This is a genomic window from Streptomyces sp. NPDC025651, assembly GCF_055558735.1.
The window spans coordinates 923717-946290 of sequence record NZ_JBVHLZ010000001.1 but is presented as its reverse complement, the minus strand read 5'-3'; the positions used below and the strand labels follow the sequence as shown (position 1 = coordinate 946290).

Genomic DNA, 22574 nt, shown 5'->3' with positions numbered 1-22574 from the left:
CCCTCTCTCCCTCACGCCCCGCCCCTGCCTCCCCCGGAGGGTGCCGACAGGTCTCAAAAGCCTTCGCCCGACACTCCGCTGAACCAACGTTTCCGTTGCGAGCGGCGTCTTGAGAAGTGAACCTTGCCTTTCCAAGACTTCGAACGGAAACGGTGGCCGTGGCTTCTGCTGACATCTCGCTCACTCCGACCAGTGCGCCGGGCTCGCGGAACACGTCCTTCCGGGACTTCCGAAGACGCCACCGCGTGCCGCTCCTCGCGACGCTGCCCACCCTTCCCCTGTACGCGGTGTGGGTGGCGTTCCTCGCGACGGGCGGCGGTGACCTCGCGGCGCAGGAAGCCTGGGCGAGGTTCGCGTCCGAGCACGGCACGTCCGCGTACAGCCTCTTCTGGTACGGCGGCATGCACACCGCCAACTACAGCCTGATCTCGCCCCATCTGATGGCCGTGCTCGGCGTGAAGACCGTGACGGTCCTGTCCGGTGTGGCGGGCGCCTGGCTGGTCGCCGCCCTGATCGAGCGCACCGGCATCCGAAGGCCGCTGTGGCCCGCGGTGCTCGCCTCGCTCGCCGTGTGGTGCAACGTCGCCTCCGGCCGTACGACGTTCGCGCTCGGCCTCGCCTTCGGGCTCGCGGCCTGCCTGGCCCTGGTCGGGCGGCGGCGCCCGGTCGCCGCCGTGGTGTGCGCGGCCCTCGCCACCATGGGGTCCCCGGTGGCCGGGCTCTTCCTCGTCGTGGCGGGCGCGGGCTACTTCTTCGTACGCGACTGGACGCGTTCGGCGGCGCTGATCGTGCCGCCGTTCCTGGTCGTGGCGGCGACCACCGTGCTCTTCCCCTTCGACGGCGAGCACTTGATGCCCTTCGACCGGATCTTCCCGCCCGTCCTGTTCAGCCTGGCGCTGATCGTCGCGGGGCCGCGCGAGTGGCGGGTGGCGCGGTGGGGGGCCGCCGTGTACGCGGTCGGGACCGTGCTCACGTATCTCATCCCGTCCCCGATCGGCACGAACGTCGAGCGGCTCGCGGAGCTGGTCGGCCCCGCCATGCTGCTCGCCGCGCTGCTCGCCCCCGGCCTGGACCGCGTGCGCCGGATCGTCCTCGCGGTGGCGCTCGTGCTGTCGTCGGCCTGGGTGGCCCAGAAGACCTACGACGACCTCGTGGTCTCGACGAAGGTCCCGAAGTGGGCGGTGGACACCCATGGCGTGGTCCGCGAGCTGGAGCGGCTCGGCGCCGACCGCACCCGCGTCGAGGTCGTCCCGGCCCGCAACCACCGCGAGGCCACCGCCCTCGCGCCGTACGTGAACATGGCGCGCGGCTGGAACCGGCAGCTCGACATCGAGCGCGGCCGGCTCTTCTACGACGGCTCGTTCTCGGCGCGCACCTACCGCGCGTGGCTGGACAAGTGGGCCGTCGGCTATGTGGTGCTGCCCTCGGGGAAGCCCGACGGGTTCGCCGAGGACGAGGCCGCCCTCGTGGCGAACGGCCCGAAGTGGCTGCGGCCGGTGTGGAAGGACGCGCACTGGCGGATCTACGAGGTGAGGAACTCCGTGCCGCTGGTGTCGAAGCCCGCGTCCGTGGTCCGCTCCACCGGATCCGACGTGGTGGTCCGCGTCCCCGAGCGCGGCTCGGTCACCGTCCGCCTGGTGTACTCGCCGTGGCTGCGGGCCGAGGGCGCGTGCCTGGAGCGGCACGGCGAGTTCACGCGTCTCTCGGTGCCCGCGCCGGGCACCTACAAGATCAGCTCGGGGTACGGTCGTTCGCCGGAGCCTCCCGCGGCGTGCCGGTGACGGGGGCCTTCCGCAGGGCCCCGCGCACCCGGGGGCCCGACAGGAGGTAGGTCAGGCCGAAGCCCGCGCCCACCACGGCCGCGCCGCCCACCGCGTCGAGCACCCAGTGGTTGCCGGTCCCGACGATCGCGCAGAGCGTGAGGAACGGGTGCAGCAGGCCGAGCGCCTTCATCCACCACTTCGGCGCGAGGACCGCGATGACGAGCCCGCACCACAGGGACCAGCCGAAGTGCAGCGAGGGCATCGCCGCGTACTGGTTGGTGAGGTCGGTCAGCGTGCCGTAGTTGGGCTTGGTGAAGTCCTGCACGCCGTGCACCGTGTCGACGAAGCCGAGCTCCGGCATCAGGCGCGGCGGGGCGAGCGGGTAGGCCCAGAAGCCGACGAGGGCGAGGACCGTCGCGAAGCCGAGCGCGGAGCGAGCCCAGCGGTACTCGGCGGGTCTGCGCGCGTACAGGACGGCGAGGACGGTCAGCGGCACCACGAAGTGGAACGACGTGTAATAGAAGTTGAAGAAGTCCTCCAGCCAGCCGGTGCGCGCCGTCAGGTGGTTGAACCAGTGCTCGACGTCGATGCGCAGGACCTGCTCGATCCCGTGGATCTGCGCGCCGTGGCGCTCGGCGTCGGCCCGGCCCCCGGAGATCGTGCCGCCGGTCGCGGCGAGCCTGACCTGCTGGTACGCGGAGTAGCCGACGCGGATCAGGAGCAGTTCGAGCAGGAGGTTCGGGCGGGTCAGGACGCGCCGCCAGAACGGGACGAGCGGCACCCACGTCCAGCGGGCGGGGACGGCGGCGGCGTAGTCCGTGGGGATCGGGCTCCGGTACTGCGGGTGCGTCCGGGAGAGGAACGGCACGGCGACGGCGGCGGAGAGCGCCGCGATCAGCACGACGTTGTCGCGGACCGGCTCGGTCACCGGCATGTTCGGCAGCATCATCGTGGCGGGCAGCGTCGACACGAGGACGACGGCCACCGGCCACATGTACCGGTCGGACTGCTTCCTGCCGACCCGGCCGACCACGGCGAAGAGCACCCACAGGAGCTGGTGCTGCCAGGTCGTGGGCGACACCGCGACCGCGACGCAGCCGGTGATCGCCACGGCGAGCAGCAGCTGCCCGTCCTCGGCGTAGCGCACGGCGCGGCGCAGGCCGAGGACGACGACGGCCGCGCTCAGGACCACGAACAGCCCTACTTCCAGAGGGCCTTCGAGACCGAGGCGCAGCAGCATGCCGTGCAGCGACTGGTTGGCGTTGGCGTCGGGGTTCGCGCCGAGGCCCGCTCCCGCGAGGTGATGGATCCAGTACGTCGCCGAGTCGCCCGGCATCGCGGCCCAGGCGAGCGCGGTGCAGGCGGCGAAGGCGGCACCGGTGGACGCGGCGGTCCTCCTGCGCCCGGTGAGCCAGAGCAGCCCGGCGAAGAGCAGCATGGTCGGCTGCAGGGCCGCGCCGATGCCGATCAGGACGCCGCCGGCCCGCTCGCCGCGGACCGCGAAGAGCCCGAGCAGGACGAGCAGGACCGGGATGATGCTGGTCTGGCCGAGGTGGAGGGTGTTGCGCACCGGCAGCGACAGGATGAGCAGGCTGACCGCGACGGGCGCGGCGAGCAGCGAGGTGCGCCGGGAGACCGGCTGGGGCAGGGCGCGCGCCGCGACCAGGGCGAGCACGACGACGAGGCCGAGCGTGCCGAAGGTCCAGGCCCAGCCGAGCGCCTGTTCGCCGGAGCGGGCCAGGGGTTTGAGGACGAGTCCCGCGAAGGGCGTGCCGGTGAACTTGTCCGCGTCGTACAGGGAGCCGTTGACATGGAGGACGCCGTCCGGGCCGATCCAGGTCTCCAGGTCGGTCAGGCGCTCGCCCTCCGGCGTGCGCAGGACGACGGCCGCCTGCCGGATCGCCAGGACGGCGGCGATCAGCCAGAGGGTGACGCGGATGACCCCGATCCGCGCCTCGGGTCCACCGGCCCGCCCCGTCCCCAAGGCTCCGCCAGGTCCCCTGTGCTCCACGTTCGCCACGCCTCGTCGACCCTCCCGCCTCGTCCGTACGTCAGCGGCTCTGTCATTGAGCGGGCCTTCGCGCGACCCGGTCGAGACGGGTCCTTGTGCGGCCCTTCGAGTCCGCGCCCCCACGGGTGAGACGCACGCAACCACCACTTCACCTGGCAGCCACACCGTCTTCTGTCGGCTTTTTTCGTGTCGTGTCCCTCGCGTGCGGGCGGGGCCGCGGTGCGCGGTTCCCGGCCGACGCAGCGACATAGATCACAAAGGCGGCTCGTCGCGGCGAGCGGAACAAATGCCGTTTGACCTGGACAGAAGCCATTTTCACGAGTTGCGCATCCGTTCGAACACCCACCGTAACGGTGCCGTATGCACCTATGGTCGCTTTCGGGCCGCCCCGGTTTCCGGGTGCGGCCCTGCCGTTGTCGTCGATCGAAAGCAGGCGAGCGAACCCTTGCCGAGCGCCACATCCGTCGCACCGAGGAAGCCCTCCGAAGAGCACCTGCCCGCCCCCGCATCCGGCGGCGGAGCAGCCCAGGAGGTCACCGTCACCGACCCGGCGCTGGTCAAGCGCGCGGTGAAGGCCGCGGCCCTCGGCAACGCGATGGAGTGGTTCGACTTCGGCGTCTACAGCTACATCGCGGTGACGCTGGGCAAGGTCTTCTTCCCCTCGGGCAACCCCACGGCCCAGCTGCTGTCCACCTTCGGCGCCTTCGCCGCGGCCTTCCTGATCCGGCCGCTGGGCGGCATGGTCTTCGGCCCGCTCGGCGACCGCGTGGGCCGTCAGAAGGTGCTCGCGCTGACCATGATCATGATGGCGGCGGGCACGTTCGCGATCGGCCTGATCCCGTCCTACGCCACGATCGGTGTCTGGGCGCCGGTCCTGCTCCTCGCGGCCCGTCTGGTGCAGGGCTTCTCGACGGGCGGCGAGTACGCGGGCGCCTCGACGTTCATCGCGGAGTACGCCCCCGACAAGAAGCGCGGGTTCCTGGGCAGCTGGCTGGAGTTCGGCACGCTGGCGGGGTACATCGGCGGCGCGGGCCTGGTCACGCTGATGACGGCGCTGCTCTCCACGGACGACCTGCTCTCCTGGGGCTGGCGCATCCCGTTCCTGATCGCGGGCCCGATGGGCCTGATCGGCCTGTACCTGCGCATGAAGCTCGAAGAGACCCCGGCGTTCGCCGCCGAGCTGGAGAAGGCGCACAAGGACGAGCAGTCCCGCCCGAAGGTGCGGCTGCGCGACATGGTCGCGGGCCAGTGGAAGGCCCTGCTCCTGTGCATGGGCCTGGTCCTGGTCTTCAACGTCACGGACTACATGCTGCTGTCGTACATGCCGAGCTACCTGACCAGCGAGCTGAAGTACGACGAGACGCACGGTCTCCTGGTCATCCTGGCCGTCATGGCCCTGATGATGTGCGCCCAGCCGTTCGTGGGCGCGCTCACGGACCGCGTGGGCCGCCGCCCGGTGATCGCCACGGGCTGCGCGGGCTTCTTCCTGCTCTCGGTCCCCGCGCTCCTCCTGATCCGCGAGGGCTCGCTCTGGGCGATCGCCCTCGGCCTCGGCGCGCTCGGCCTGCTCCTGGTCTGCTTCACGGCATCGATGCCGTCGACCCTTCCGGCGCTGTTCCCGACCAAGGTCCGCTACGGCTCGCTCTCCATCGGCTTCAACATCTCGGTCTCGATCTTCGGCGGCACGACCCCGCTGGTGGTGACGGCACTGATCGGTGCGACGGGCGACAAGATGATGCCCGCGTACTACATGATGGCGGCGGCCGTGGTGGGCGGCATCGCGGTCTGGTTCCTGACGGAGTCGGCCCGCAGGCCCCTGCCGGGCTCACCGGCGTCGGTGGAGACCGAAGCAGAGGCAAGGGCCTTGCGCCAGCCCACCTGACACCCAGCCTCGCGGACAGCCCCGAACCTTCCGCCCCCTCCGATCCCCGCTGCTTTTCAGCCCCTCCGGCGTCCGCCGCTCTCAACCCCTCCGACGCCTGCTGCTTTCAGCCCCTCCGGCACCTGCCGCCCTCAACCCCTCCGATCCCCGCTGCTTTCAGCCCCTCCGGCGTCCGCCGCCCTCAACCCCTCCGACGCCTGCTGCTTTCAGCACCTCCGGCACCTGCCGCCCTCAACCCCTCCGATCCCAGCTGCTTTTCAGCCCCTCCGGCGTCCGCCGTTCCCAGCCCCTCCGACGCCTGCTGCTTTTCAGCCCCTCCGGCGTTTGAGGAGCGGGGTCTGGGGCGGAGCCCCAGGAGGCCGAGCCGGCTTCGGGGGCGCGGGGGCAGGGCCCCCGGCTTCGGGAAGGGGCGGGCTCGGGGACGAAACCGCCGGAGGCCTACGGCACCCCAGGCACCCCCGCCTGCCACCCCACGAACAACGGCACCTCCCCCGCCCCGTCGAGCACCACCACCCCGAACGGCCGCTCAAAGGCAACCCGCTCGACCCGCCGCACCCGATACGCCGCACCCGGCCGCATCGGCACAGCCGTAACCGCCGCCGCCTCGACCCCCTCCTCGGCAACCTTCACCACGGCCTCCTGAACAACCTGCGACATCGCCAACCGCTCCCGCGCCATCCCGGAGAAGTCGGCCGCATCGCTCATCGCCCACCGCACCCCCAGCGCGGCCAACTGCTCCGTCGCGTCAACCCGCGTACGCAGCGAGAGCCGGGGCAGCGCCACGACGACCTCCTCGGCGTCAAGGGCCACGCACCGCTCCCGCGCCGCCCACCCCAGCGGCAGCACGGCACCCGGCCCCTCCCCCGGCTCCCCCAGCACGAACCGGACCCGCACCGAAGAAGGCCCCCCGCCCCGCGCGGCACACCGCAGCTCCACGACACGCGCCCCACCCACGGCCCACGCGTCCCCGACCGCGACCGCCCGATGCATCGTGGGCACCTGATGGACGGCCCCCGCCGCATCCGTGAAGGCGGCATCACGCGTCCCCGCCCCTTCAAAGGGATGCTCCCAACGCGCCTTCAGCACCAGCGCGTTGACGAGGAGGAGCACCGTGTCCGGAGTGACGACCACCGGAAGGCGCTCGATCATCCCGTCCGTGGCCTCCCGCACCCACGCGTCGGCGGCCTCCGGATCCATCGCCCCGAATCCGATGTCCGGCAAGGCCTCGCGATACTCCCGACGGACGGGCGCCCGGCTCCACACGCGCGTGGCGACGCCCAGCGCGTCCGTGCCCGCCAGCGCCCGCGCACCGCCCGTCACCGCACGCGCCGCGTCGGCCCCCGCGACCCCGAGCAGCTCCCGCAGCTCGTCCGCAGTCCGCCCCCGCGCGCCCGCCGCCACCGCGGCCAGCGCGAGCCACATCCCGGCGGGCGAGCACACGAAGTCCCCCGCGCCACCGGCGTCTTGGGCCGAGCGCTCCATCTCGGGCAGCCACCGCCCGGCGAACCCCTGGACGACCGCCGCGGGCATCGCCTGCCCCAACTGCTCCACCTCGTACGCCATTCCGCTCCCCCGCCCCACCGACACCGCCGATCTTCGCGACCCAGTATGCGAGCCCGCACTGACAATCCCCCGCGCCCCGGCTAGACTGCCCAAGACTTCTTAGCCAAACTAACTAGGCAGTCGAAAGGAACGTCCGACCCTCATGACCACGCATCAGCAGCAGTGGAACTCCGTCGACGACTACTTCACCGGCCTCCTCGCCCCGGCGGACGAGACCCTGACCGCCGCCCTGCGCGACAGCGACGCGGCCGGCCTGCCGCAGATCAACGTCGCCCCGAACCAGGGCAAGCTGCTCCACCTCCTCGCGCAGATCCAGGGCGCCCGCAGGATCCTGGAGATCGGCACCCTCGGCGGCTACAGCACCATCTGGCTGGCCCGCGCCCTGCCCGCCGACGGCAGCCTCGTCACCCTCGAATACCAGCCCGAGCACGCCGACGTGGCCCGCGGCAACCTCGCCCGCGCCGGGCTCGACGGGATCACCGAGGTCCGCGTCGGCCCCGCCCTCGACTCGCTCGCCGCACTCGGCGCCGAGCACGCCGCGCACCCCGCCCCCTTCGACTTCGTCTTCATCGACGCCGACAAGACCAACAACGCCCGCTACCTGGAGTGGGCGGTCGAACTCACGCGCCCCGGCAGCCTGATCGTCCTCGACAACGTCGTACGGGGCGGCGCCGTCACCGACGCCGCGCACACCGACCCGAACGTGCGCGGCACCCGCGCCGCGCTCGAACTCATGGCCAAACACCCCAAGTTGAGCGCCACGGCGATCCAGACGGTGGGCACCAAGGGATACGACGGCTTCGCGCTGGCCCGCGTCGTCGCCTGACGCGGCGGGAGGAAGGACCGACCGGAGCCGCGGGGCGGCTCATCCCTCGTGGTAGTACCCCACGTTCACGCTGCGCGGCCCCGTCCGGTCCTGGATGACGACCTCGCCCGAGCCGCCCCGGGGAAGCGGCGCGGCCCCTCCGTACGCGAGGGTCCGCGCCGTCCCCTCGGACACCACACGGACCTCGGAGGCCGGGTCGGGGTTCGAACCCCGCAGCCAGGTGACGGACCAGGACCCGTCGGGGCCACAGCGGAACTCCAGGTGCGTACGGGACACGAACAGCCAGTCGTCGGGCGTCGCCAGACGGCACACGCCCCGGTCGCGCCCCACCCGCAGCACGGCGCCCGGCTCGCTCGGCGCGTCGGCCATGAGCATGCCGGCGGTCGCGCCCGCGTCCTCCCCGGACAGCGAGGCCATGGTCAGCTCAAGCACGTACGTACGCTCCTTCAACTCACGGCGGCGCGGGCGCGGTTGACGTGGCGCGCGCTGCCGCATCCTAAGTGCCCCCACGGGCGGGCGCACGACCCCCTGCGACAATGGACGCATGACTGAGCGCAAGCCACCTGGAGTGAACTTCGAGTCCTGGATCGACCGGCAGATCCGCGAGGCGGAGCAGCGGGGCGAGTTCACGTCCCTGCCCGGCAGCGGCAAGCCCCTCCCGGAAGGCCCCGACCCCACGACCGACGAGAACTGGTGGATCAAGCAGAAGATGGCCCGTGAGGGCCTCTCCTACCTGTCGCCCACCCTCGCCCTGCGCAAGGAGGCCGAGGACACGCTGGCCGCGGCCGCCGCCGCCCCGTCCGAACGCGTGGCGCGCACACTCGTGACGGAGCTCAACGAAAAGATCCGCGAGGCGCTGCGCACCCCGCCGCCGGGACCTCCGCTCGGCCTGACGCCCTACGACGTCGACGAGATCGCGCGCGACTGGCGGGAACGCCACCCGGCCTGAGCCGTCGGCTCGTCCGGCAGCCCGCTGGCAGAGCGCCCGGCAGACCACCCGCAGAACGCCCGGCAGACCGCCCGGCAGGCCGTTTGGCGGCCCGATTCCGGGCAACTCGCCCCGGGGACGGGCGCGGGACTCCCACAGTCCCCGCGCCCAGACCGTCCCCGAGCCGAGAAGGCACCCCATGTCCACAGTCATGATCATCGCTCTGATCGTGGTCGTCGCCGTCCTCGTCGTCGCCGCCGCTGCCGTGCTGAACCGCAAGCGCCTGCGGGCCGGCGGCGGGCGCGGCCTCAAGCGGCGCTTCGGCCCCGAGTACGACCGGGCGGTCGCCCGCCACGACGGCGACACCAAGGCGGCCGAACGCGACCTCGGGGAGCGTGTGAAGCGGCACGGCTCCCTGCGTACGCGACCGTTGGAGCCCGCCGCGCGCGAGCAGTTCACGGCCCGCTGGACCGTCGCCCAGGAGCGCTTCGTCGACTCCCCGCGCGAGGCGGTGACCGAGGCGGACCGGCTCATCGCCGAACTCGCCGGAGCCCGCGGCTTCCCCGACGCGGGCCACTACGAGGACCAGCTCGACGCGCTCTCCGTGCACCACGCCCACCACGTCCACGGCTACCGCAGGGTGCACCGCGCGGCGCTCGACTCGACGGGCGCCGAGGACGGCCGTGCGGGCACGGACCACGCGGGCACCGAGGAGCTGCGCGCGGCCATGATCGAGGCGCGGGCGCTGTTCGACGCCCTGGTGGCGGAGCAGCCCTCGGACCGCGCCCCGGCACACCACGGCAAGCACACCCCGCGCAAGCGCTCGACCGGCATCACCCACAAGGGAGTTCAGCATGGCTGAGCAGACGAATCCGGCGCATACCACCGCAGCGCGAACGCCCATGGGCCAGGCGCCCGCAGGCCAGACCCCCGAAGGCCAGACGCCCGCGGCACAGACGACGCCCACGGGCCAGACGCCCGCGACGCAGGCGCCCGCGGGCCGGTCGGCCACCCTCTTCCCGCCCACGGAACGCGACAAGCTGACGCTGCGCCTCCAGAACGCGGTGAACGGCTTCGTCGACGGCCCGCGCGACGCCGTCGAGGACGCCGACCGCATCCTGGAGGAGGCCATCACGGGCCTCACCCAGACCCTCGCCGAGCGCCGCCGCACGCTGCGCACGTCCTGGGAGTCCCTGCCGTCCGCGTCCGAGGGCACGCCCGGCGACGGAACCCCGACCGCCGACACGGAGCAGCTCCGCCTGGCCCTGCGCGACTACCGCGAGACGGCCGAACACCTGCTGCGCATGTGAGCCCTGCCGTGCGGCAGGATGACGGCATGAGCATCGTGAAGATCAACGCCCTGACGGTCCCCGAGGAACAGCGAGAGGTCCTGGAGAAGCGCTTCGCGTCCCGCGCGGGCGCGGTGGAGAGCTCCGACGGCTTCGAGTGGTTCGAACTGCTGCGCCCCATCGAGGGCACCGACCAGTACCTCGTCTACACCCGCTGGCGCGACGAGGCCTCCTTCCAGGCATGGATGGAGGGCCCCATGAAGGCCGCCCACCAGGGCGGCGGCGAGGGTGGCGGCGAGCGCCCCAAGCCCGCCGCCTCCGGGTCGACGGTCTGGTCGTTCGAGGTCGTCCAGCAGGCCGCTCCCAAGGCCTAATTCACTTGCGGGGCGGCGTCCGCACGGCCCCAGAATGAGCGCATGACCAACGCCGCCCCCACCACCCCCACCGGCCCCTGGACCATCGCCCCCGAGGCGTACGACTCCCCCGTGGCCGCCGCGCTGTGGCGCACGTACTACACCGAGGTCAGCGACCGCTACTACCTCCTCCACGACGGGCGTCCCACGGACCCCGAAGAGCTGGAGCGCGGGATCGCCGAGGAGACCGGGGCCGATCTCGCGCCGCCGGGCGGCGTGCTCCTCGTCGCGTGGTTCGAGGGCGAGGCGGTCGGCACGGCGGGAGTCCGGCTCCGCGACGCGCACACCGCCGAGCTCAAGCGCGTCTTCGTACGCAAGGACATGCGCGGCAGGGGCGGCGCGCCCCGGCTGATCGCGGCCGCCGAGGACGCGGCCCGTGCGCTCGGCGCGGAGCGGCTCGTGCTCGACACCCGCACCGACCTGGTGGAGTCCCGCACGCTGTACACGCGGTGCGGGTTCGAGGAGACCGAGCCGTACAACGACGACCGGTACTCCCAGCACTGGTTCGCCAAGAAGCTCGGCTCAGGCGGTGGCGCGGGCTGACGCCGACCCGTCCTGCGGCCGCTCCGACTCCGAACCGCTCAGTTCGGCGCTGAGCTCCCCGACCAGTCGGACGAGGTCGGTCGGGCGGTCCGGGCCCCACCAGTCGCCGAGCAGTTCGGACAGGGACTCCTCGCGGGCCCTGGCGAGATCGGCCGCGACCTCGCGGCCCCGCTCGGTCAGGCTCATCTCCAGGCCCTGCCGCTCCGCGAGGCGGCGCTCCTCGACCTGGCGGGCGGCCGCCGTGATGACGGTCAGCGGCACGGTGGTCCGCTCGGCGAGCACCCCGGGCTCCACGGAGCCGTGCCGTGCGATGCGCAGGAGCAGCCAACTGGCCGCCGGCAGCAGGTCGTAGCCCGCCCGCGCGGTGATCTTCTCGTAGATCGCGCGCCGTCCCTCGCGGGTGCCGAGCACCGAGAGCGCCCGCGCGCACTCGTCGTACGAGGAACGCTCCACCGGGTTGCTGGCCAGCGTCTGGGTGGGGTCGGGCGCCGTGACCGAGCCGCGCAGCTTGTCCTCCTTCAGGAACCAGGCGAGGACGAAGGCGAGCAGGGCGACCGGCGCCGCGTACAGGAAGACGTCCGTGATCGAGGAGGCGTACGCGTGCAGGGCGCTGGGGCGCAGCTCGGCGGGGAGCCGGGAGATACCGCGCGGGTCCGCCTCCAGGGCGCCGACGCTCAGGCCCGGCGGCAGCTGCTGCCCGGCGAGGGCGTCGGTGAGCTTGTCGCCGAGCCGGTTGGTGAAGATCGTGCCGAAGATCGCGACGCCGAAGGAGGCGCCGATCGAGCGGAAGAAGGTCGCGCCGGAGGTGGCGACGCCCAGATCCTCGTAGCTGACGGCGTTCTGCACGATGAGCACGAGGACCTGCATGACCAGGCCGAGGCCCAGGCCGAAGACGAAGAAGTACGCGCTCATCTCCAGGGTGGGGCTGTTCTCGTTCAGCTGGTGGAGCAGGAGCAGGCCGAGCGTCGTCACCGCCGTGCCCGCGACGGGGAAGACCTTCCAGCGTCCGGTCCGGCTGACGATCTGCCCGGACGCGGTGGTCGACAGGAGCATGCCGACCACCATCGGCAGCATGTGCACGCCCGACATGGTCGGTGAGACCCCCTGCACGACCTGCAGGAACGTCGGCAGATAGGTCATCGCCCCGAACATCGCGAAGCCCACGACGAAGCTGATGACGGCGGAGAGCGTGAAGGTGCGGATCCTGAACAGCTTCAGCGGGATCACCGGCTCCGCGGCCTTCTTCTCCACGGACACGAAGACGAGGGCGAGGACCACGCCGAGCACCGCGAGCCCGATGATCTGCGGCGAGCCCCAGGCCCAGGTGGTGCCGCCGAGCGAGGCGACGAGCACCAGGCAGGTGGCGACGGACGCGATGAGGAAGGTGCCCAGGTAGTCGATGGTGTGCGAGGCGCCGCGCACCGGGATGTGCAGCGTGGTGGCGATGACGAGGAGCGCGATCACGCCGACGGGCAGGTTGACGTAGAAGACCCAGCGCCAGCTGAGGTGCTCGGTGAAGAGGCCGCCGAGCAGCGGCCCGAGGACGCTGGTCGCGCCGAAGACCGCGCCGAACAGGCCCTGGTACTTGCCGCGTTCGCGCGGCGAGACGAGGTCGCCCACGATCGCCATGGAGAGGACCATGAGCCCGCCGCCGCCGAGGCCCTGCAGCGCGCGGAAGCCGATGAGCTGCGGCATGTTCTGCGCCATGCCGCACAGCGCCGAGCCGACCAGGAAGATCAGGATCGCGGTAAGGAACAGCTTCTTGCGGCCGTACTGGTCGCCGAGCTTTCCCCACAGCGGCGTCGCGGCCGTCGCGGCCAGCATGTACGCGGTGACGACCCAGGACAGGTGGTCCATGCCGCCGAGGTCACTGACGATCGTCGGCAGCGCGGTGGAGACGATCGTCTGGTCGAGGGCGGCGAGCAGCATGCCGAGGAGCAGCGCGCCGATGGAGACCAGTACGCCGCCGGGCGGATGCCCGTTGCCGCCCCGGCCGGGCACCGGTTCGGGCCCCGCGGGGCGGGCGCTGACGTCCTGCGTCATGGACACCTCCTGGGGGTCCTGGGGCCGGGGGCCGGGGTCCGCTGGGGGCCTCCCTCTCCATCCTGGTCCGTGTCACGGGTTATGGCCTGTTGAAGCGAGGCGGGGGTCGGCATAATCGCCGGGGTTCCCGGGGCGGACGGACCGCATGGTGCGCACGCCACGGGAGGGGAGGGGTACGGCGATGGCCGGACGGAACCAGCGGGACGGACGGGAGCGGAATCGGCCGCAGGGGCCGGAGGGACAGCCGGGGCCCGAGGGCCTGCGGTGCCCGGAGTGCCGGGCGGCGCGGGAGCCCGGGAGCACCGCGGCGTGCGGCTGTGCCCGGCGCGCCTCGGACGCGGCGCGGCGCACGCGGTCCGCGGACGCGGCGGCAGCGGAGGACTTCAACCCGCTGCGCATACGCCCCTATGTGTCCCTGCCGGACCCCGACGCGGGCGCCCCTGCCGGATCCCGCGCGGACACGGCGCCGCTACGGCCCGCAGTGCCGCCCGCTCCGCCTCCCAAGGCGTACGAGAGCCTGCCTCCCCAGCCGTACGAGGGTCAGTCCCCCGAGTCGTACGAGCCCCCGCCCCCGGAGGCGGACGGAGGACCGGCCCGCGGGCGCCGCTCCCTGCTGCTCGCCGGGGCTGTGGGCACCGTGGCCGCCGTGGCAGGTGCCGCCGTCCTGGTGACGGGCCTGTTCTCCTCGGCGACGGACGGGCCGACCAGGGACCGCGCGCTGCCGGACGCCCCGATGTCGGCGCCCGCCGACCCGACGAAGCCGGTACCGCCCTCACGGAAGGGTTCGCCGTCGCCCACGCGCAGCCCGTCCGCGGCCGCGATCACGAGTGCGACGCCGCCGCCCTCTCCCACGCGCTCGGCTCGGCCCCCGTCGTCGCCACCGCCGACGGCGCGCGCGACGGGCTCGGTGGGCACGTCGTCGTCATCACCCGGCAGGGCGGCGGGCACGACGCTGCGGGAGGGCGACAAGGGGCCCCGGGTCACGGAGCTGCAGGGCCGCCTGAGCCAGCTCTACCTGTACGTGGGGGAACGGGACGGCACGTACTCCGCCCAGGTCACGTCCGCGGTGACCCGCTACCAGTGGGCACGGGGCCTGCGCGACGACCCTCCGGGCGAGTACGGCAGGCAAACACGCCGCAGCCTCGAATCGGAGACTACGGAGCCGTAGGCGCGGGGGCCGGGAGCCGGGAGCCGTAGACACGGGAGGCGTGGGCACGGGGCCCCGGAGGCACGGGCACGGAGGCCGGGAAGCATAGGCACGGGCCGGAAGGCGCTGGCACGGCAGCCACAAGGAGTGGGCGCGACGGCCGGAAAGCGTGGACACGGACCCGGAAGCGTAGGCACGGTGGCCGGAAAACGAAGGCACGACGGCCGAGAGGCGTAGGCACGGGGCCCGGGAAGCGTGGGCACGGCGGCCCGGGAAGCGTGGGCGCAGGGCCGGAACTCGCCCGGCACGGCGGTCGCAAGGCGTGGGCGCGGCGGCCTCGGCCGCAGGCCGCCGCCGCTCAGCCGAACGTCAGCCGGATCCCCTGGTCCCCGGCGTCGGCGACCTCGACGCGGGTCAGGTCGTCGACGTGCACCGTGGGACCGAACCGCGCGGCCCGGGGGCCGACGCCCACGACCCGCATGCCGGCGGCCCGCCCGGCGAGGATGCCCGCCTCGGAGTCCTCGAAGACCACGCAGTCGGCGGGGTCGAAACCGAGCTCGGCCGCCCCCTTGAGGAAGCCCTCGGGGTCCGGCTTGCTCGCGCTCACGCTCTCCGCGGTCACCCGCACGTCCGGCAGCGCGAGCCCGGCCGCGGCCATCCGCCCTGTGGACAGCGGCACGTCGGCGGAGGTCACGAGCGCGTGCGGCAGACGCAGACCGGACAGCGCGGCCATGAACGCGGGCGCTCCGGGCACCGGCACGACGCCCTCCATGTCGGAGGTCTCCGCGGCGAGCATCTCGCGGTTCTCCGCGTGGTTCTCCTCCATGGGCCGCTCCGGCAGCAGCACCGCCATGGACGCGTACCCCTGCCGCCCGTGGACGACCTTGATGACCTCGTCGAAGTCGAGCCCGTGCCGCTCGGCCCAGCGCCGCCAGCAGCGCTCGACGACGGCGTCGGAGTTGACGAGGGTGCCGTCCATGTCGAGGAGGACGGCGCGGGCGGTCAGAACAGAGGCGGCGGTCGTGGCCGTCATCGGCATGCTCCAGAGCGCAGAGGAAGATCAAGGCAGCCCCGCCCGCCGGTCAGGGAGTACGGGCGGAGCCACTTTGTTCCTGCACGGTACAAAACGTGGGCGCCAAACGCCAACGCCGCAGGTCACACCCCATAAGCACCCCCAAAAGGGACGACTCCCCCGCAGACCCCCCGACCCCGCACGCGGCCCACCCCGACCCCGCGCGGGGCGACCTCACGCGGCGATCGCCTCGTACAGGCTCCACACCCCGAGCCCCAGCATCAGCAGGGCGGCGATCTTCGTGATGAGCGCCAGCGGCACCCGCTTCATCAGCGCCTTTCCGCCGACGATGCCGAGCCCGGCGACCGCCCAGAGCGCGAGCACGGCACCGAGCCCGACGGAGAGCGGGTCGTCGTAACGGGCGGCCATGTTCGCCGTCATGATCTGCGTCAGGTCACCGAACTCGGCGACCAGGATGAGCATGAAGCCCGCCCCGGACACCTTCCAGAAGCTCTGGTCCTCGGGCTGCCTGACCTCCTCCTCGTCGTCCCCGCCCTTGAGCAGCAGCATCGCCGCGCCCCCGAGGAAGAGGACGCCCGTGAGCGCGTGCACCAGCTGTTGCGGCAGCAGGGTCAGGACGCTGCCCGCCGCGACGGCGAGGACCACATGGACGGCGAAGGCCGCCGCGACACCCGCGAAGACGTACGAGGCGCGGTAGCGCGTGCCGAGGACGAGCCCGGCCAGCGCCGTCTTGTCGGGCAGCTCGGCAAGGAAGACGACGCCGAAGACGAGCGCCGTCACGCTGAAGCTGATCAAGGGTTCCTCAATCGGTCGGGGCCGCCCCACCGAGAGTGTTCCACCGCTTCGCGTACGACACCTCGGCACGGCAGCGCACACGGACGCACGCGGATGCGTACGTCACGGCGCACGCGGGTGCGTACGCCGGCACTGCTTGCCGAAGGTCTCGCTGGCCGACCCTCACGGGCCTGCCTCCGGGCGCCGGCTCAGACGAGCTGAGCAGTATGTCGACGGTCCGGCGAAGAGCTACTCCCCTTCTGCGCCGTCCATAGTACGGGACCTCCCACCACCCCCGGCCAGGGCCTTTCGCCCCACCCCCGGGTGACCTGGATCACGCGAGCGGCGCGACGCGGACCGCGAGGACCCGGCTCCCGCGCCACACAGAGACACCCCCCGCCCCACACGGAGACACCTCCCGTCCCGCACGGAGACACCTCCCGTCCCGCACAGAGGCACCTCCCACCCCCGCACAGAGGCAACTCTCGCTCCGCGCAATGCATATGACACCGCGCCAAACCCTTGAAGTGCGCACCCATTTGACGCGACCCTGTCACCGGATGCACATCCACAGGTAACCCCACCACGCAACCATGACCGCCCCACCGGTCAACTTCCCCCCACACCAAGGGAGTTCGCATGTCCGCTGTCTACGCGCGTCGACGCACCCGCCGTGCCAGTGCCGCCGCGGCCGTCGTCCTGGCCTCCGCCGCGACCCTCCTCACCTCCACCCCCGCCCAGGCCGCTCCCCCGGAACCGGTCGGCGCCGCCACCGCCCGCACCTACCTCGGCGAGCTCACCGTCAAGGCCGAGGGCTCCTCCGACGGCTACAGCCGCGACAAGTTCCCGCACTGGAGCACGCAGTCCGGCGCCTGCAACACCCGCGAGGTCGTCCTCAAGCGCGACGGCACGAACGTCGAGCAGGACTCCAGCTGCGCCGCCGTCTCCGGCACCTGGAAGTCCCCCTACGACGGCGGCACCTGGACCGCCGCGTCCGACGTCGACATCGACCACGTCGTCCCGCTCTCCGAGGCCTGGAAGTCCGGCGCGAGCGGCTGGACCACCGCCCAGCGCGAGGGCTTCGCCAACGACCTGACCAGGCCGCAGCTGATCGCCGTCACCGACAACGTCAACCAGGCCAAGGGCGACAAGGACCCGGCCGAGTGGCTGCCGCCCACCACCTCGTACCACTGCTACTACGCACGGATGTGGGTGGACGTGAAGCACCACTACAAGCTCAACGTGAACTCCGAGGAAAAGAGCACCCTTTCCTCGATCCTGAACGGCTGCTGAGATCCTGAACGGCTGCTGACCTCCGGAGATCTCCGAGGACAGGGGTAAATCGCGGAACCGGCCCGCCCACCTCCGTCGTTCCGTACCGTACGGGGCGACGGAGGAGGGTGATCACCTGTGGCACGGCTGCGCCTTGGTCCACTGCTGAGGTACGTCGACGGTTCCACGGCGACCGTCTGGGTCGAGGCCGACCGGCCCTGCACCGCCGAGGTGCGGTGCGCGGACGGCGCGCACGGCTCGGCGCGCACCTTCCAGGTCGCCGGGCACCACTACGCGCTGGTTCCGGTGACGGGCCTGACCCCGGGCACCGAGACGGCGTACGAGGTCCGGCTCGGCGTGGGCGACACGGCCACGGAGGTCTGGCCACTGCCCGATTCCCCCTATCCCGCGAGCACCATCCGCACCCCCGCCGAGCGCAGGGACGGCGACGCCGAGCTGCGCGTCACCTTCGGCTCCTGCCGCTGGGCGGCGCCGCCGTCGGACGAGCACGACCCGGTGGGCCCGGACGCCCTGGACACCCTCGCCGCACGGATAGCCGCGAACCCGGACACCGAGCGCCCGGACGTCCTGCTGCTCCTGGGCGACCAGGTGTACGCGGACCAGACCTCCAAGGCCACCCAACGCTGGCTCGCCGCCCGCCGCGACCTCGCCGACCCTCCGGGCGTCCAGGTCGCGGACTACGAGGAGTACACCCACCTCTATTACGAGTCCTGGCTCGACCCGGAGATCCGCTGGCTGCTGTCCACCGTGCCCAGCTGCATGATCTTCGACGACCACGACATCATCGACGACTGGAACACCAGCGCGGCCTGGCTCGCCGAGATGCGGGCCACGCCCTGGTGGCGCGAGCGGATCCTGAGCGGCCTGATGTCGTACTGGGTCCACCAGCACCTGGGCAACCTGCGGCCCGAGGAGCTCGCGGACGACGACCTCTACGCCGCCGTCCGCGCCACCCCGGACGGCACGGACGCGCTGCGCGCCTTCGCCGCCGCGGCCGACGCGGACGCCACCGCCGCCCGCTGGAGCTATCGACGGGACTTCGGGCGCGTACGCCTGTTGATGGTCGACACCCGCGCGGCCCGCGTCCTGGAGGAGGGCAAGCGCGCCATGCTCGACGCCGACGAGGCCCGCTGGCTGCGCGAGCAGGCCCTGGAGGGCACGGACACGGGCGCGTACGACCACCTCCTCATCGGCACCTCCCTGCCCTGGCTCCTGCCCCACCTCATCCATGACGCCGAGGGGTGGAACGCCGCGCTGTGCAGGGGCGAGCGCGGCGCCCGCTGGGCCCGCTTCGGCGAGAACCTGCGCAGGCGCTCCGACCTGGAGCACTGGGCGGCCTTCCCCTCCTCCTTCGAGGCGCTCACCGCGCTGATCACGGAGGCGGGTTCGGGCGCGGGGGCGCCCGCGACGGTGTGCGTGCTCTCCGGCGACGTCCACCACGCCTACGTGGCCGAGCCGAGCTGGCCGGCGGGCGCCGGGCCCGACGCCCGCGTCCTGCAGCTGACCTGCTCCCCCGTCCACAACTCCATCCCCTCCTCGATAAAGCTCGGCTTCCGCTTCGGCTGGAGCCGCGTGGGGCGGGCCCTCGGCCGACGGTTCGCACGGCACGGCGAGGTGACGCAGGCGGGCATCGACTGGCGCAGGACGGGCGGGCCGTGGTTCGGCAACCAGCTCATGACGCTGACGCTGCGCGGCCGTTCGGCCCGGCTCCGGCTCGACCAGGCGAAGGCGGTGCGGGGCGGCGGGGTCCGCCTGGAGACGGCGGAGGAGGCGCGGCTTTCCTAGCAGGCCGGGCGCAGGAGGTCGCGGGCCGGGAACAGACGGTCGCGGGCCGGGCGCAGGAGGTCGAACGTAGGGGATTGGTAAGGGCTTTGTGGAGGACTTTCCCCCGGCTCCCTCCTGACCCGCACGTCCCTCGCGTGACACACCCCACAGGCGGAACTGGATCCTCCGTCAAGGGTTCGGCATCGGGGGCCCCGGCGGCATGATGAGGCGGACCATCCGCTTCCAGCGTCACGTCAGCCCCGGGAGTCACGCTCTTGCCTGCATCTCTGCCCGCGCCGCGCGGAATCGCTCCGGATGCGGCCGCCCTCGCTCTGGTCGGCGCGGGCCCCCGCGGCACCAGCGTGCTCGAACGGCTCTGCGCGTCGGCGCCCGAAACCCTCGCGCCCGGAGTGCGCCTGACGGTCCACGTCGTCGACCCCGCGCCGCCGGGCGCGGGCCGCGTCTGGCGCACGGAGCAGCCCGGCGAGCTCCTGATGAACACCGTCGCCTCGCAGGTCACCCTCTTCACGGACGCGAGCGTCGACTGCTCGGGCCCGATCCGCCCGGGGCCGAGCCTGTACGAATGGGCGGCCGCCGGACACGCGCCGGGGCTCGGGCCCGACGACTACCCGACCCGCGCCTGCTACGGCCGCTATCTGGAGTGGGTCTTCGCCGAGACCGTGCGCGGGGCTCCCGACGCGATCCGCGTCCGGGTCCACGCGGCGCGCGCCGTGAGCCTCGACGAGACGGCGGACGGCCTGCAGACCCTCGTCCTGGACAACGGCCTGGAACTGTCCGGACTCTCGGCGGTCGTGCTCGCGCAAGGCCACCTGCCGACCGCCGGCGACCAGGAACAGGAGCGGCTGACGGAGCACGCGGCGCGGCACGGCCTGCGCCACTTCCCGCCCGCCAACCCCGCGGACCTGGACCTGTCGGTGATCGCCCCCGGCGAGCCCGTGCTCCTGCGCGGCCTCGGCCTCAACTTCTTCGACCACATGGCGCTGCTGACCGCGGGCCGCGGCGGCCGCTACCTGCGCACGCCCGACGGCGGCCTGCGCTACGAACCCTCCGGCCACGAGCCGCGGCTGTACGCGGGATCGCGGCGCGGCGTCCCGTACCAGGCACGGGGCGACAACGCGAAGGGCGCGTACGGGCGGCACACGCCGGCCGTCCTCACCGCCGACGTCATAGCCCGCTTCCGCAAGCGCGCGGACAGCGGCGACGCCCCCGACTTCCTCGACGAGATATGGCCGTTGGTCGCCAAGGAGGTGGAGACGGTCTATTACGCGGCGCTGCTCGCGCGCCGCGAGGAGGCGGGGGACGGCCGGAGCACTGGGGACGGCCTGGGCGCTGGAGACTGCCGGGGCGCCAGAGACGGCCGGGGCAGCAGAGACAGTCGGGGTGCCAGAGACGGCCAGGGCAGCGGAGACAGCCGGGGCACCGGAGACAGCCAGGGCAGCGGAAACAGCCGAGACGCCGGAGACAGCCAGGGCACTGGAAACAGCCGAGACGTCCGCGCCTTCCGGGAACGCTTTCTCGCCACCGGCCACCGCAGCCCCCAAGAGGCCCTGGTCCTGGCCGAGTTCGGGATCGCCGAGGCCGACCGCTGGTCCTGGGACCGGCTCTCGCGGCCGCACCCCGACCGCGGATTCGCCTCACCCGACGAGCACCGCGCCTGGCTCCTGGAGCGGCTGCGCGAGGACGCCGCGCAGGCCGCGCTCGGCAATGTCGCGGGCCCGCTGAAGGCGGCCCTCGACGTCCTGCGCGACCTGCGCAACGAGCTCCGCCTGATCGTCGACCACGGCGGCCTGTCCGGCGCCTCGCGCCGCGACCACCTGGACCGCTGGTACACGCCGCTCAACGCCTTCCTGTCGATCGGGCCGCCGCGCCGCCGCGTCGAGGAGATGACGGCGCTGATCGAGGCGGGCGTCCTGGAGGTGCTCGGCCCGCGCCTCGCCGTGCGCCCCGGCGACGGCGCCTTCCTCGCGCACTCCCCCGACGTACCGGGCTCCGATGTGCGCGTCACCACACTGATCGAGGCCCGGCTCCCCGAGCCCGACCTGCGCCGCACCATCGACCCACTGCTCGGACGGCTCCTGCGGAGCGGCCGGTGCAGGGCGCACACGGTCGGCGGCCACGAAACCGGAGGCCTGGACGTCACGCCGCGCCCGTACCACCTGATCGACCGTCAAGGTCGTTACCACGCACGGAGGTTCGCGTTCGGCGTGCCCACGGAGGGCGTCCACTGGGTGACCGCCGCAGGCGCCAGGCCGGGGGTCGACTCGGTCACCCTGTCGGACGCGGACGCGGTGGCGCGGGCCGCCCTGCGCACGGCCCGCGGGGCGGCAGCTCCCCAGGCCAGGCGGGAATCGGAACCCCCGACTGACCGAATGTTGAACTTGCAAGCACTAATTAGGTTCCCCTAATCTTGGGCCTCCGCTCGGTTAACGTCCCCAAACCGAAGGAGTCCCTCACCATGACTGGACGTCTCAACAGCGCCCAGCCCTACGCCCTCGGGCTGTTCCGCATAGTCATCGGCCTGCTCTTCGCCTGCCACGGCGCCGCCACGCTCTTCGGCGTCCTCGGCGGCGCGGACGGCAACGGCGGCACCGTCGACGCCGGCACCTGGCCGGGCTGGTACGCGGCCGTCATCCAGCTCGTCGGCGGCAGCCTGGTGCTGCTCGGCCTCGGCACCCGCGCCGCGGCGTTCATCTCGTCCGGCTCGATGGCGTACGCCTACTTCAAGGTCCACCAGCCGGAGGCCCTGTGGCCCATGGAAAACGCCGGCGAGGCCTCGGCGATGTTCTGCTGGGCGATGCTGCTGCTCGTCTTCACCGGGTCCGGCGCGTTCGGCCTGGACCGGCTCTTCGCCTCGCGCGGCGAGAGCGCGGAGGACAAGGCCTCCGAGCGCACCCCGATCGCGGCCTGACCTGCAGACCGAGACCCCCGCGTCACGGCACGACGGCGCCCCCTTCCTCGTCCGTACGAGGAAGGGGGCGCCGCCCTTTCCGCACTGCCGCGGAATGCGTGCCCAGGTCCCGTCGGTCCGCCACCGCCGGAAGAGGCTGTACGCGGTCTGCCGGGGCCGCCCCCATCGCTGGACGGCAGGTCCTGGTCCAGCGTGGTGCGGTGCGACGTCAACACCGGCACCGGTCCCGAGCGCGCCCGCATGATCGAGCTGGAGAGACAGGCCGGCGGAGTCGTCGGCTGGGACATCAACAGGAGCGGGGTCGCTCACGGCACCGACTGCGCCGCCGACGACAACGACGTGATCCGCGCCCCGTGGTGGCGCGGCTGAACCC

Annotated in this window: 20 protein-coding genes; 14 read left to right on the top strand and 6 right to left on the bottom strand. The window is 72.7% G+C overall.

What is annotated here, in order from left to right; all coding sequences use genetic code 11:
- The first annotated feature begins 152 nt into the window (after window positions 1–152).
- Window positions 153–1781, top strand: a complete 1629-nt coding sequence (locus tag ACZ4D5_RS04520) for a hypothetical protein (RefSeq protein WP_467770835.1) — start codon at window positions 153–155, stop codon at window positions 1779–1781.
- Here ACZ4D5_RS04520 and ACZ4D5_RS04515 read toward each other — a convergent pair.
- The gene (locus tag ACZ4D5_RS04515; RefSeq protein WP_467770834.1) at window positions 1732–3783 is read right to left on the bottom strand and encodes a bifunctional glycosyltransferase 87/phosphatase PAP2 family protein; all 2052 of its coding nucleotides are present in this window, start codon (window positions 3781–3783) and stop codon (window positions 1732–1734) included. The two genes, ACZ4D5_RS04520 and ACZ4D5_RS04515, sit on opposite strands and share 50 nt — an antisense overlap.
- Window positions 3784–4267: 484 nt before the next feature.
- On the opposite strand from ACZ4D5_RS04515, the gene proP reads away from it, so the two are divergent.
- Entirely contained in the window at window positions 4268–5656 is a 1389-nt protein-coding gene (gene proP, locus ACZ4D5_RS04510; protein ID WP_467771481.1) for a glycine betaine/L-proline transporter ProP, read from the top strand.
- 438 nt (window positions 5657–6094) lie between these two features.
- On the opposite strand, the gene ACZ4D5_RS04505 is transcribed toward proP, so the two are convergent.
- Entirely contained in the window at window positions 6095–7219 is a 1125-nt protein-coding gene (locus ACZ4D5_RS04505) for a serpin family protein (RefSeq protein WP_467770833.1), read from the bottom strand.
- Window positions 7220–7361: 142 nt separating this feature from the next.
- On the opposite strand from ACZ4D5_RS04505, the gene ACZ4D5_RS04500 reads away from it, so the two are divergent.
- A complete protein-coding gene (locus ACZ4D5_RS04500; protein WP_467770832.1) occupies window positions 7362–8045 on the top strand; it encodes an O-methyltransferase in 684 nt (227 codons plus the stop codon).
- A 39-nt stretch (window positions 8046–8084) separates the two neighbouring features.
- Here the strand turns inward: ACZ4D5_RS04500 and ACZ4D5_RS04495 are convergent, their stop codons facing one another.
- Window positions 8085–8477 carry an FHA domain-containing protein gene (locus ACZ4D5_RS04495; protein ID WP_467770831.1) on the bottom strand — a complete coding sequence of 131 codons (393 nt, stop codon included), beginning with the start codon at window positions 8475–8477 and terminating at the stop codon, window positions 8085–8087.
- A gap of 112 nt (window positions 8478–8589) precedes the next feature.
- On the opposite strand from ACZ4D5_RS04495, the gene ACZ4D5_RS04490 reads away from it, so the two are divergent.
- The 5 genes from ACZ4D5_RS04490 to ACZ4D5_RS04470 all read left to right on the top strand — a co-directional run bounded on the left by ACZ4D5_RS04490 (window position 8590) and on the right by ACZ4D5_RS04470 (window position 11218).
- A complete protein-coding gene (locus tag ACZ4D5_RS04490; protein WP_467770830.1) occupies window positions 8590–8994 on the top strand; it encodes a DnaJ family domain-containing protein in 405 nt (134 codons plus the stop codon).
- 178 nt (window positions 8995–9172) lie between these two features.
- On the top strand, window positions 9173–9835 hold the full coding sequence (locus tag ACZ4D5_RS04485; protein ID WP_467770829.1) for a hypothetical protein: 663 nt from the start codon (window positions 9173–9175) through the stop codon (window positions 9833–9835).
- Window positions 9828–10283: a hypothetical protein gene (locus tag ACZ4D5_RS04480; RefSeq protein WP_467770828.1), complete on the top strand. Its 456-nt coding sequence runs from the start codon at window positions 9828–9830 to the stop codon at window positions 10281–10283. The genes ACZ4D5_RS04485 and ACZ4D5_RS04480 overlap by 8 nt, the downstream gene beginning before the upstream one ends.
- Window positions 10284–10309: 26 nt before the next feature.
- Entirely contained in the window at window positions 10310–10636 is a 327-nt protein-coding gene (locus ACZ4D5_RS04475) for an antibiotic biosynthesis monooxygenase family protein (RefSeq protein ID WP_467770827.1), read from the top strand.
- A 42-nt stretch (window positions 10637–10678) separates the two neighbouring features.
- The gene (locus tag ACZ4D5_RS04470) at window positions 10679–11218 is read left to right on the top strand and encodes a GNAT family N-acetyltransferase (RefSeq protein ID WP_467770826.1); all 540 of its coding nucleotides are present in this window, start codon (window positions 10679–10681) and stop codon (window positions 11216–11218) included.
- Here ACZ4D5_RS04470 and ACZ4D5_RS04465 read toward each other — a convergent pair.
- Window positions 11198–13261, bottom strand: coding sequence for a DHA2 family efflux MFS transporter permease subunit (locus tag ACZ4D5_RS04465; protein WP_467770825.1), 2064 nt, complete (start codon window positions 13259–13261; stop codon window positions 11198–11200). The genes ACZ4D5_RS04470 and ACZ4D5_RS04465 overlap by 21 nt on opposite strands.
- Window positions 13262–13442: 181 nt before the next feature.
- Here ACZ4D5_RS04465 and ACZ4D5_RS04460 point away from each other — a divergent pair, with 181 nt between their 5' ends.
- Window positions 13443–14429 (top strand): peptidoglycan-binding domain-containing protein, encoded by a 987-nt coding sequence (locus tag ACZ4D5_RS04460; protein ID WP_467770824.1) that lies wholly within the window; start codon window positions 13443–13445, stop codon window positions 14427–14429.
- A 337-nt stretch (window positions 14430–14766) separates the two neighbouring features.
- On the opposite strand, the gene ACZ4D5_RS04455 is transcribed toward ACZ4D5_RS04460, so the two are convergent.
- Complete coding sequence (locus tag ACZ4D5_RS04455) at window positions 14767–15441, bottom strand: HAD family hydrolase (RefSeq protein WP_467770823.1); 675 nt, start codon at window positions 15439–15441, stop codon at window positions 14767–14769.
- 213 nt (window positions 15442–15654) lie between these two features.
- On the bottom strand, window positions 15655–16236 hold the full coding sequence (locus ACZ4D5_RS04450; protein WP_467770822.1) for a TMEM165/GDT1 family protein: 582 nt from the start codon (window positions 16234–16236) through the stop codon (window positions 15655–15657).
- A 618-nt stretch (window positions 16237–16854) separates the two neighbouring features.
- On the opposite strand from ACZ4D5_RS04450, the gene ACZ4D5_RS04445 reads away from it, so the two are divergent.
- From ACZ4D5_RS04445 to ACZ4D5_RS04425, 5 genes are all read left to right on the top strand, one after another.
- Entirely contained in the window at window positions 16855–17508 is a 654-nt protein-coding gene (locus ACZ4D5_RS04445; RefSeq protein WP_467770821.1) for an HNH endonuclease family protein, read from the top strand.
- 117 nt (window positions 17509–17625) lie between these two features.
- Window positions 17626–19293, top strand: coding sequence for a DUF7800 domain-containing protein (locus ACZ4D5_RS04440; RefSeq protein WP_467770820.1), 1668 nt, complete (start codon window positions 17626–17628; stop codon window positions 19291–19293).
- A 254-nt stretch (window positions 19294–19547) separates the two neighbouring features.
- Entirely contained in the window at window positions 19548–21698 is a 2151-nt protein-coding gene (locus ACZ4D5_RS04435) for an FAD/NAD(P)-binding protein (RefSeq protein ID WP_467770819.1), read from the top strand.
- A gap of 50 nt (window positions 21699–21748) precedes the next feature.
- The gene (locus tag ACZ4D5_RS04430; protein ID WP_467770818.1) at window positions 21749–22201 is read left to right on the top strand and encodes a DoxX family protein; all 453 of its coding nucleotides are present in this window, start codon (window positions 21749–21751) and stop codon (window positions 22199–22201) included.
- 192 nt (window positions 22202–22393) lie between these two features.
- On the top strand, window positions 22394–22570 hold the full coding sequence (locus ACZ4D5_RS04425; protein ID WP_467770817.1) for a hypothetical protein: 177 nt from the start codon (window positions 22394–22396) through the stop codon (window positions 22568–22570).
- The last annotated feature ends 4 nt before the right edge of the window (window positions 22571–22574 follow it).

Coding starts and splice junctions, on each gene's coding strand:
- ACZ4D5_RS04505 (WP_467770833.1), bottom strand. CDS start 7,219: ATGGCGTACGAGGTGGAGCAGTTGGGGCAGGCGATGCCCGCGGCGGTC.
- ACZ4D5_RS04500 (WP_467770832.1), top strand. CDS start 7,362: ATGACCACGCATCAGCAGCAGTGGAACTCCGTCGACGACTACTTCACC.
- ACZ4D5_RS04490 (WP_467770830.1), top strand. CDS start 8,590: ATGACTGAGCGCAAGCCACCTGGAGTGAACTTCGAGTCCTGGATCGAC.
- ACZ4D5_RS04485 (WP_467770829.1), top strand. CDS start 9,173: ATGTCCACAGTCATGATCATCGCTCTGATCGTGGTCGTCGCCGTCCTC.
- ACZ4D5_RS04480 (WP_467770828.1), top strand. CDS start 9,828: ATGGCTGAGCAGACGAATCCGGCGCATACCACCGCAGCGCGAACGCCC.
- ACZ4D5_RS04475 (WP_467770827.1), top strand. CDS start 10,310: ATGAGCATCGTGAAGATCAACGCCCTGACGGTCCCCGAGGAACAGCGA.
- ACZ4D5_RS04470 (WP_467770826.1), top strand. CDS start 10,679: ATGACCAACGCCGCCCCCACCACCCCCACCGGCCCCTGGACCATCGCC.
- ACZ4D5_RS04465 (WP_467770825.1), bottom strand. CDS start 13,261: ATGACGCAGGACGTCAGCGCCCGCCCCGCGGGGCCCGAACCGGTGCCC.
- ACZ4D5_RS04460 (WP_467770824.1), top strand. CDS start 13,443: ATGGCCGGACGGAACCAGCGGGACGGACGGGAGCGGAATCGGCCGCAG.
- ACZ4D5_RS04455 (WP_467770823.1), bottom strand. CDS start 15,441: ATGACGGCCACGACCGCCGCCTCTGTTCTGACCGCCCGCGCCGTCCTC.
- ACZ4D5_RS04445 (WP_467770821.1), top strand. CDS start 16,855: ATGTCCGCTGTCTACGCGCGTCGACGCACCCGCCGTGCCAGTGCCGCC.
- ACZ4D5_RS04430 (WP_467770818.1), top strand. CDS start 21,749: ATGACTGGACGTCTCAACAGCGCCCAGCCCTACGCCCTCGGGCTGTTC.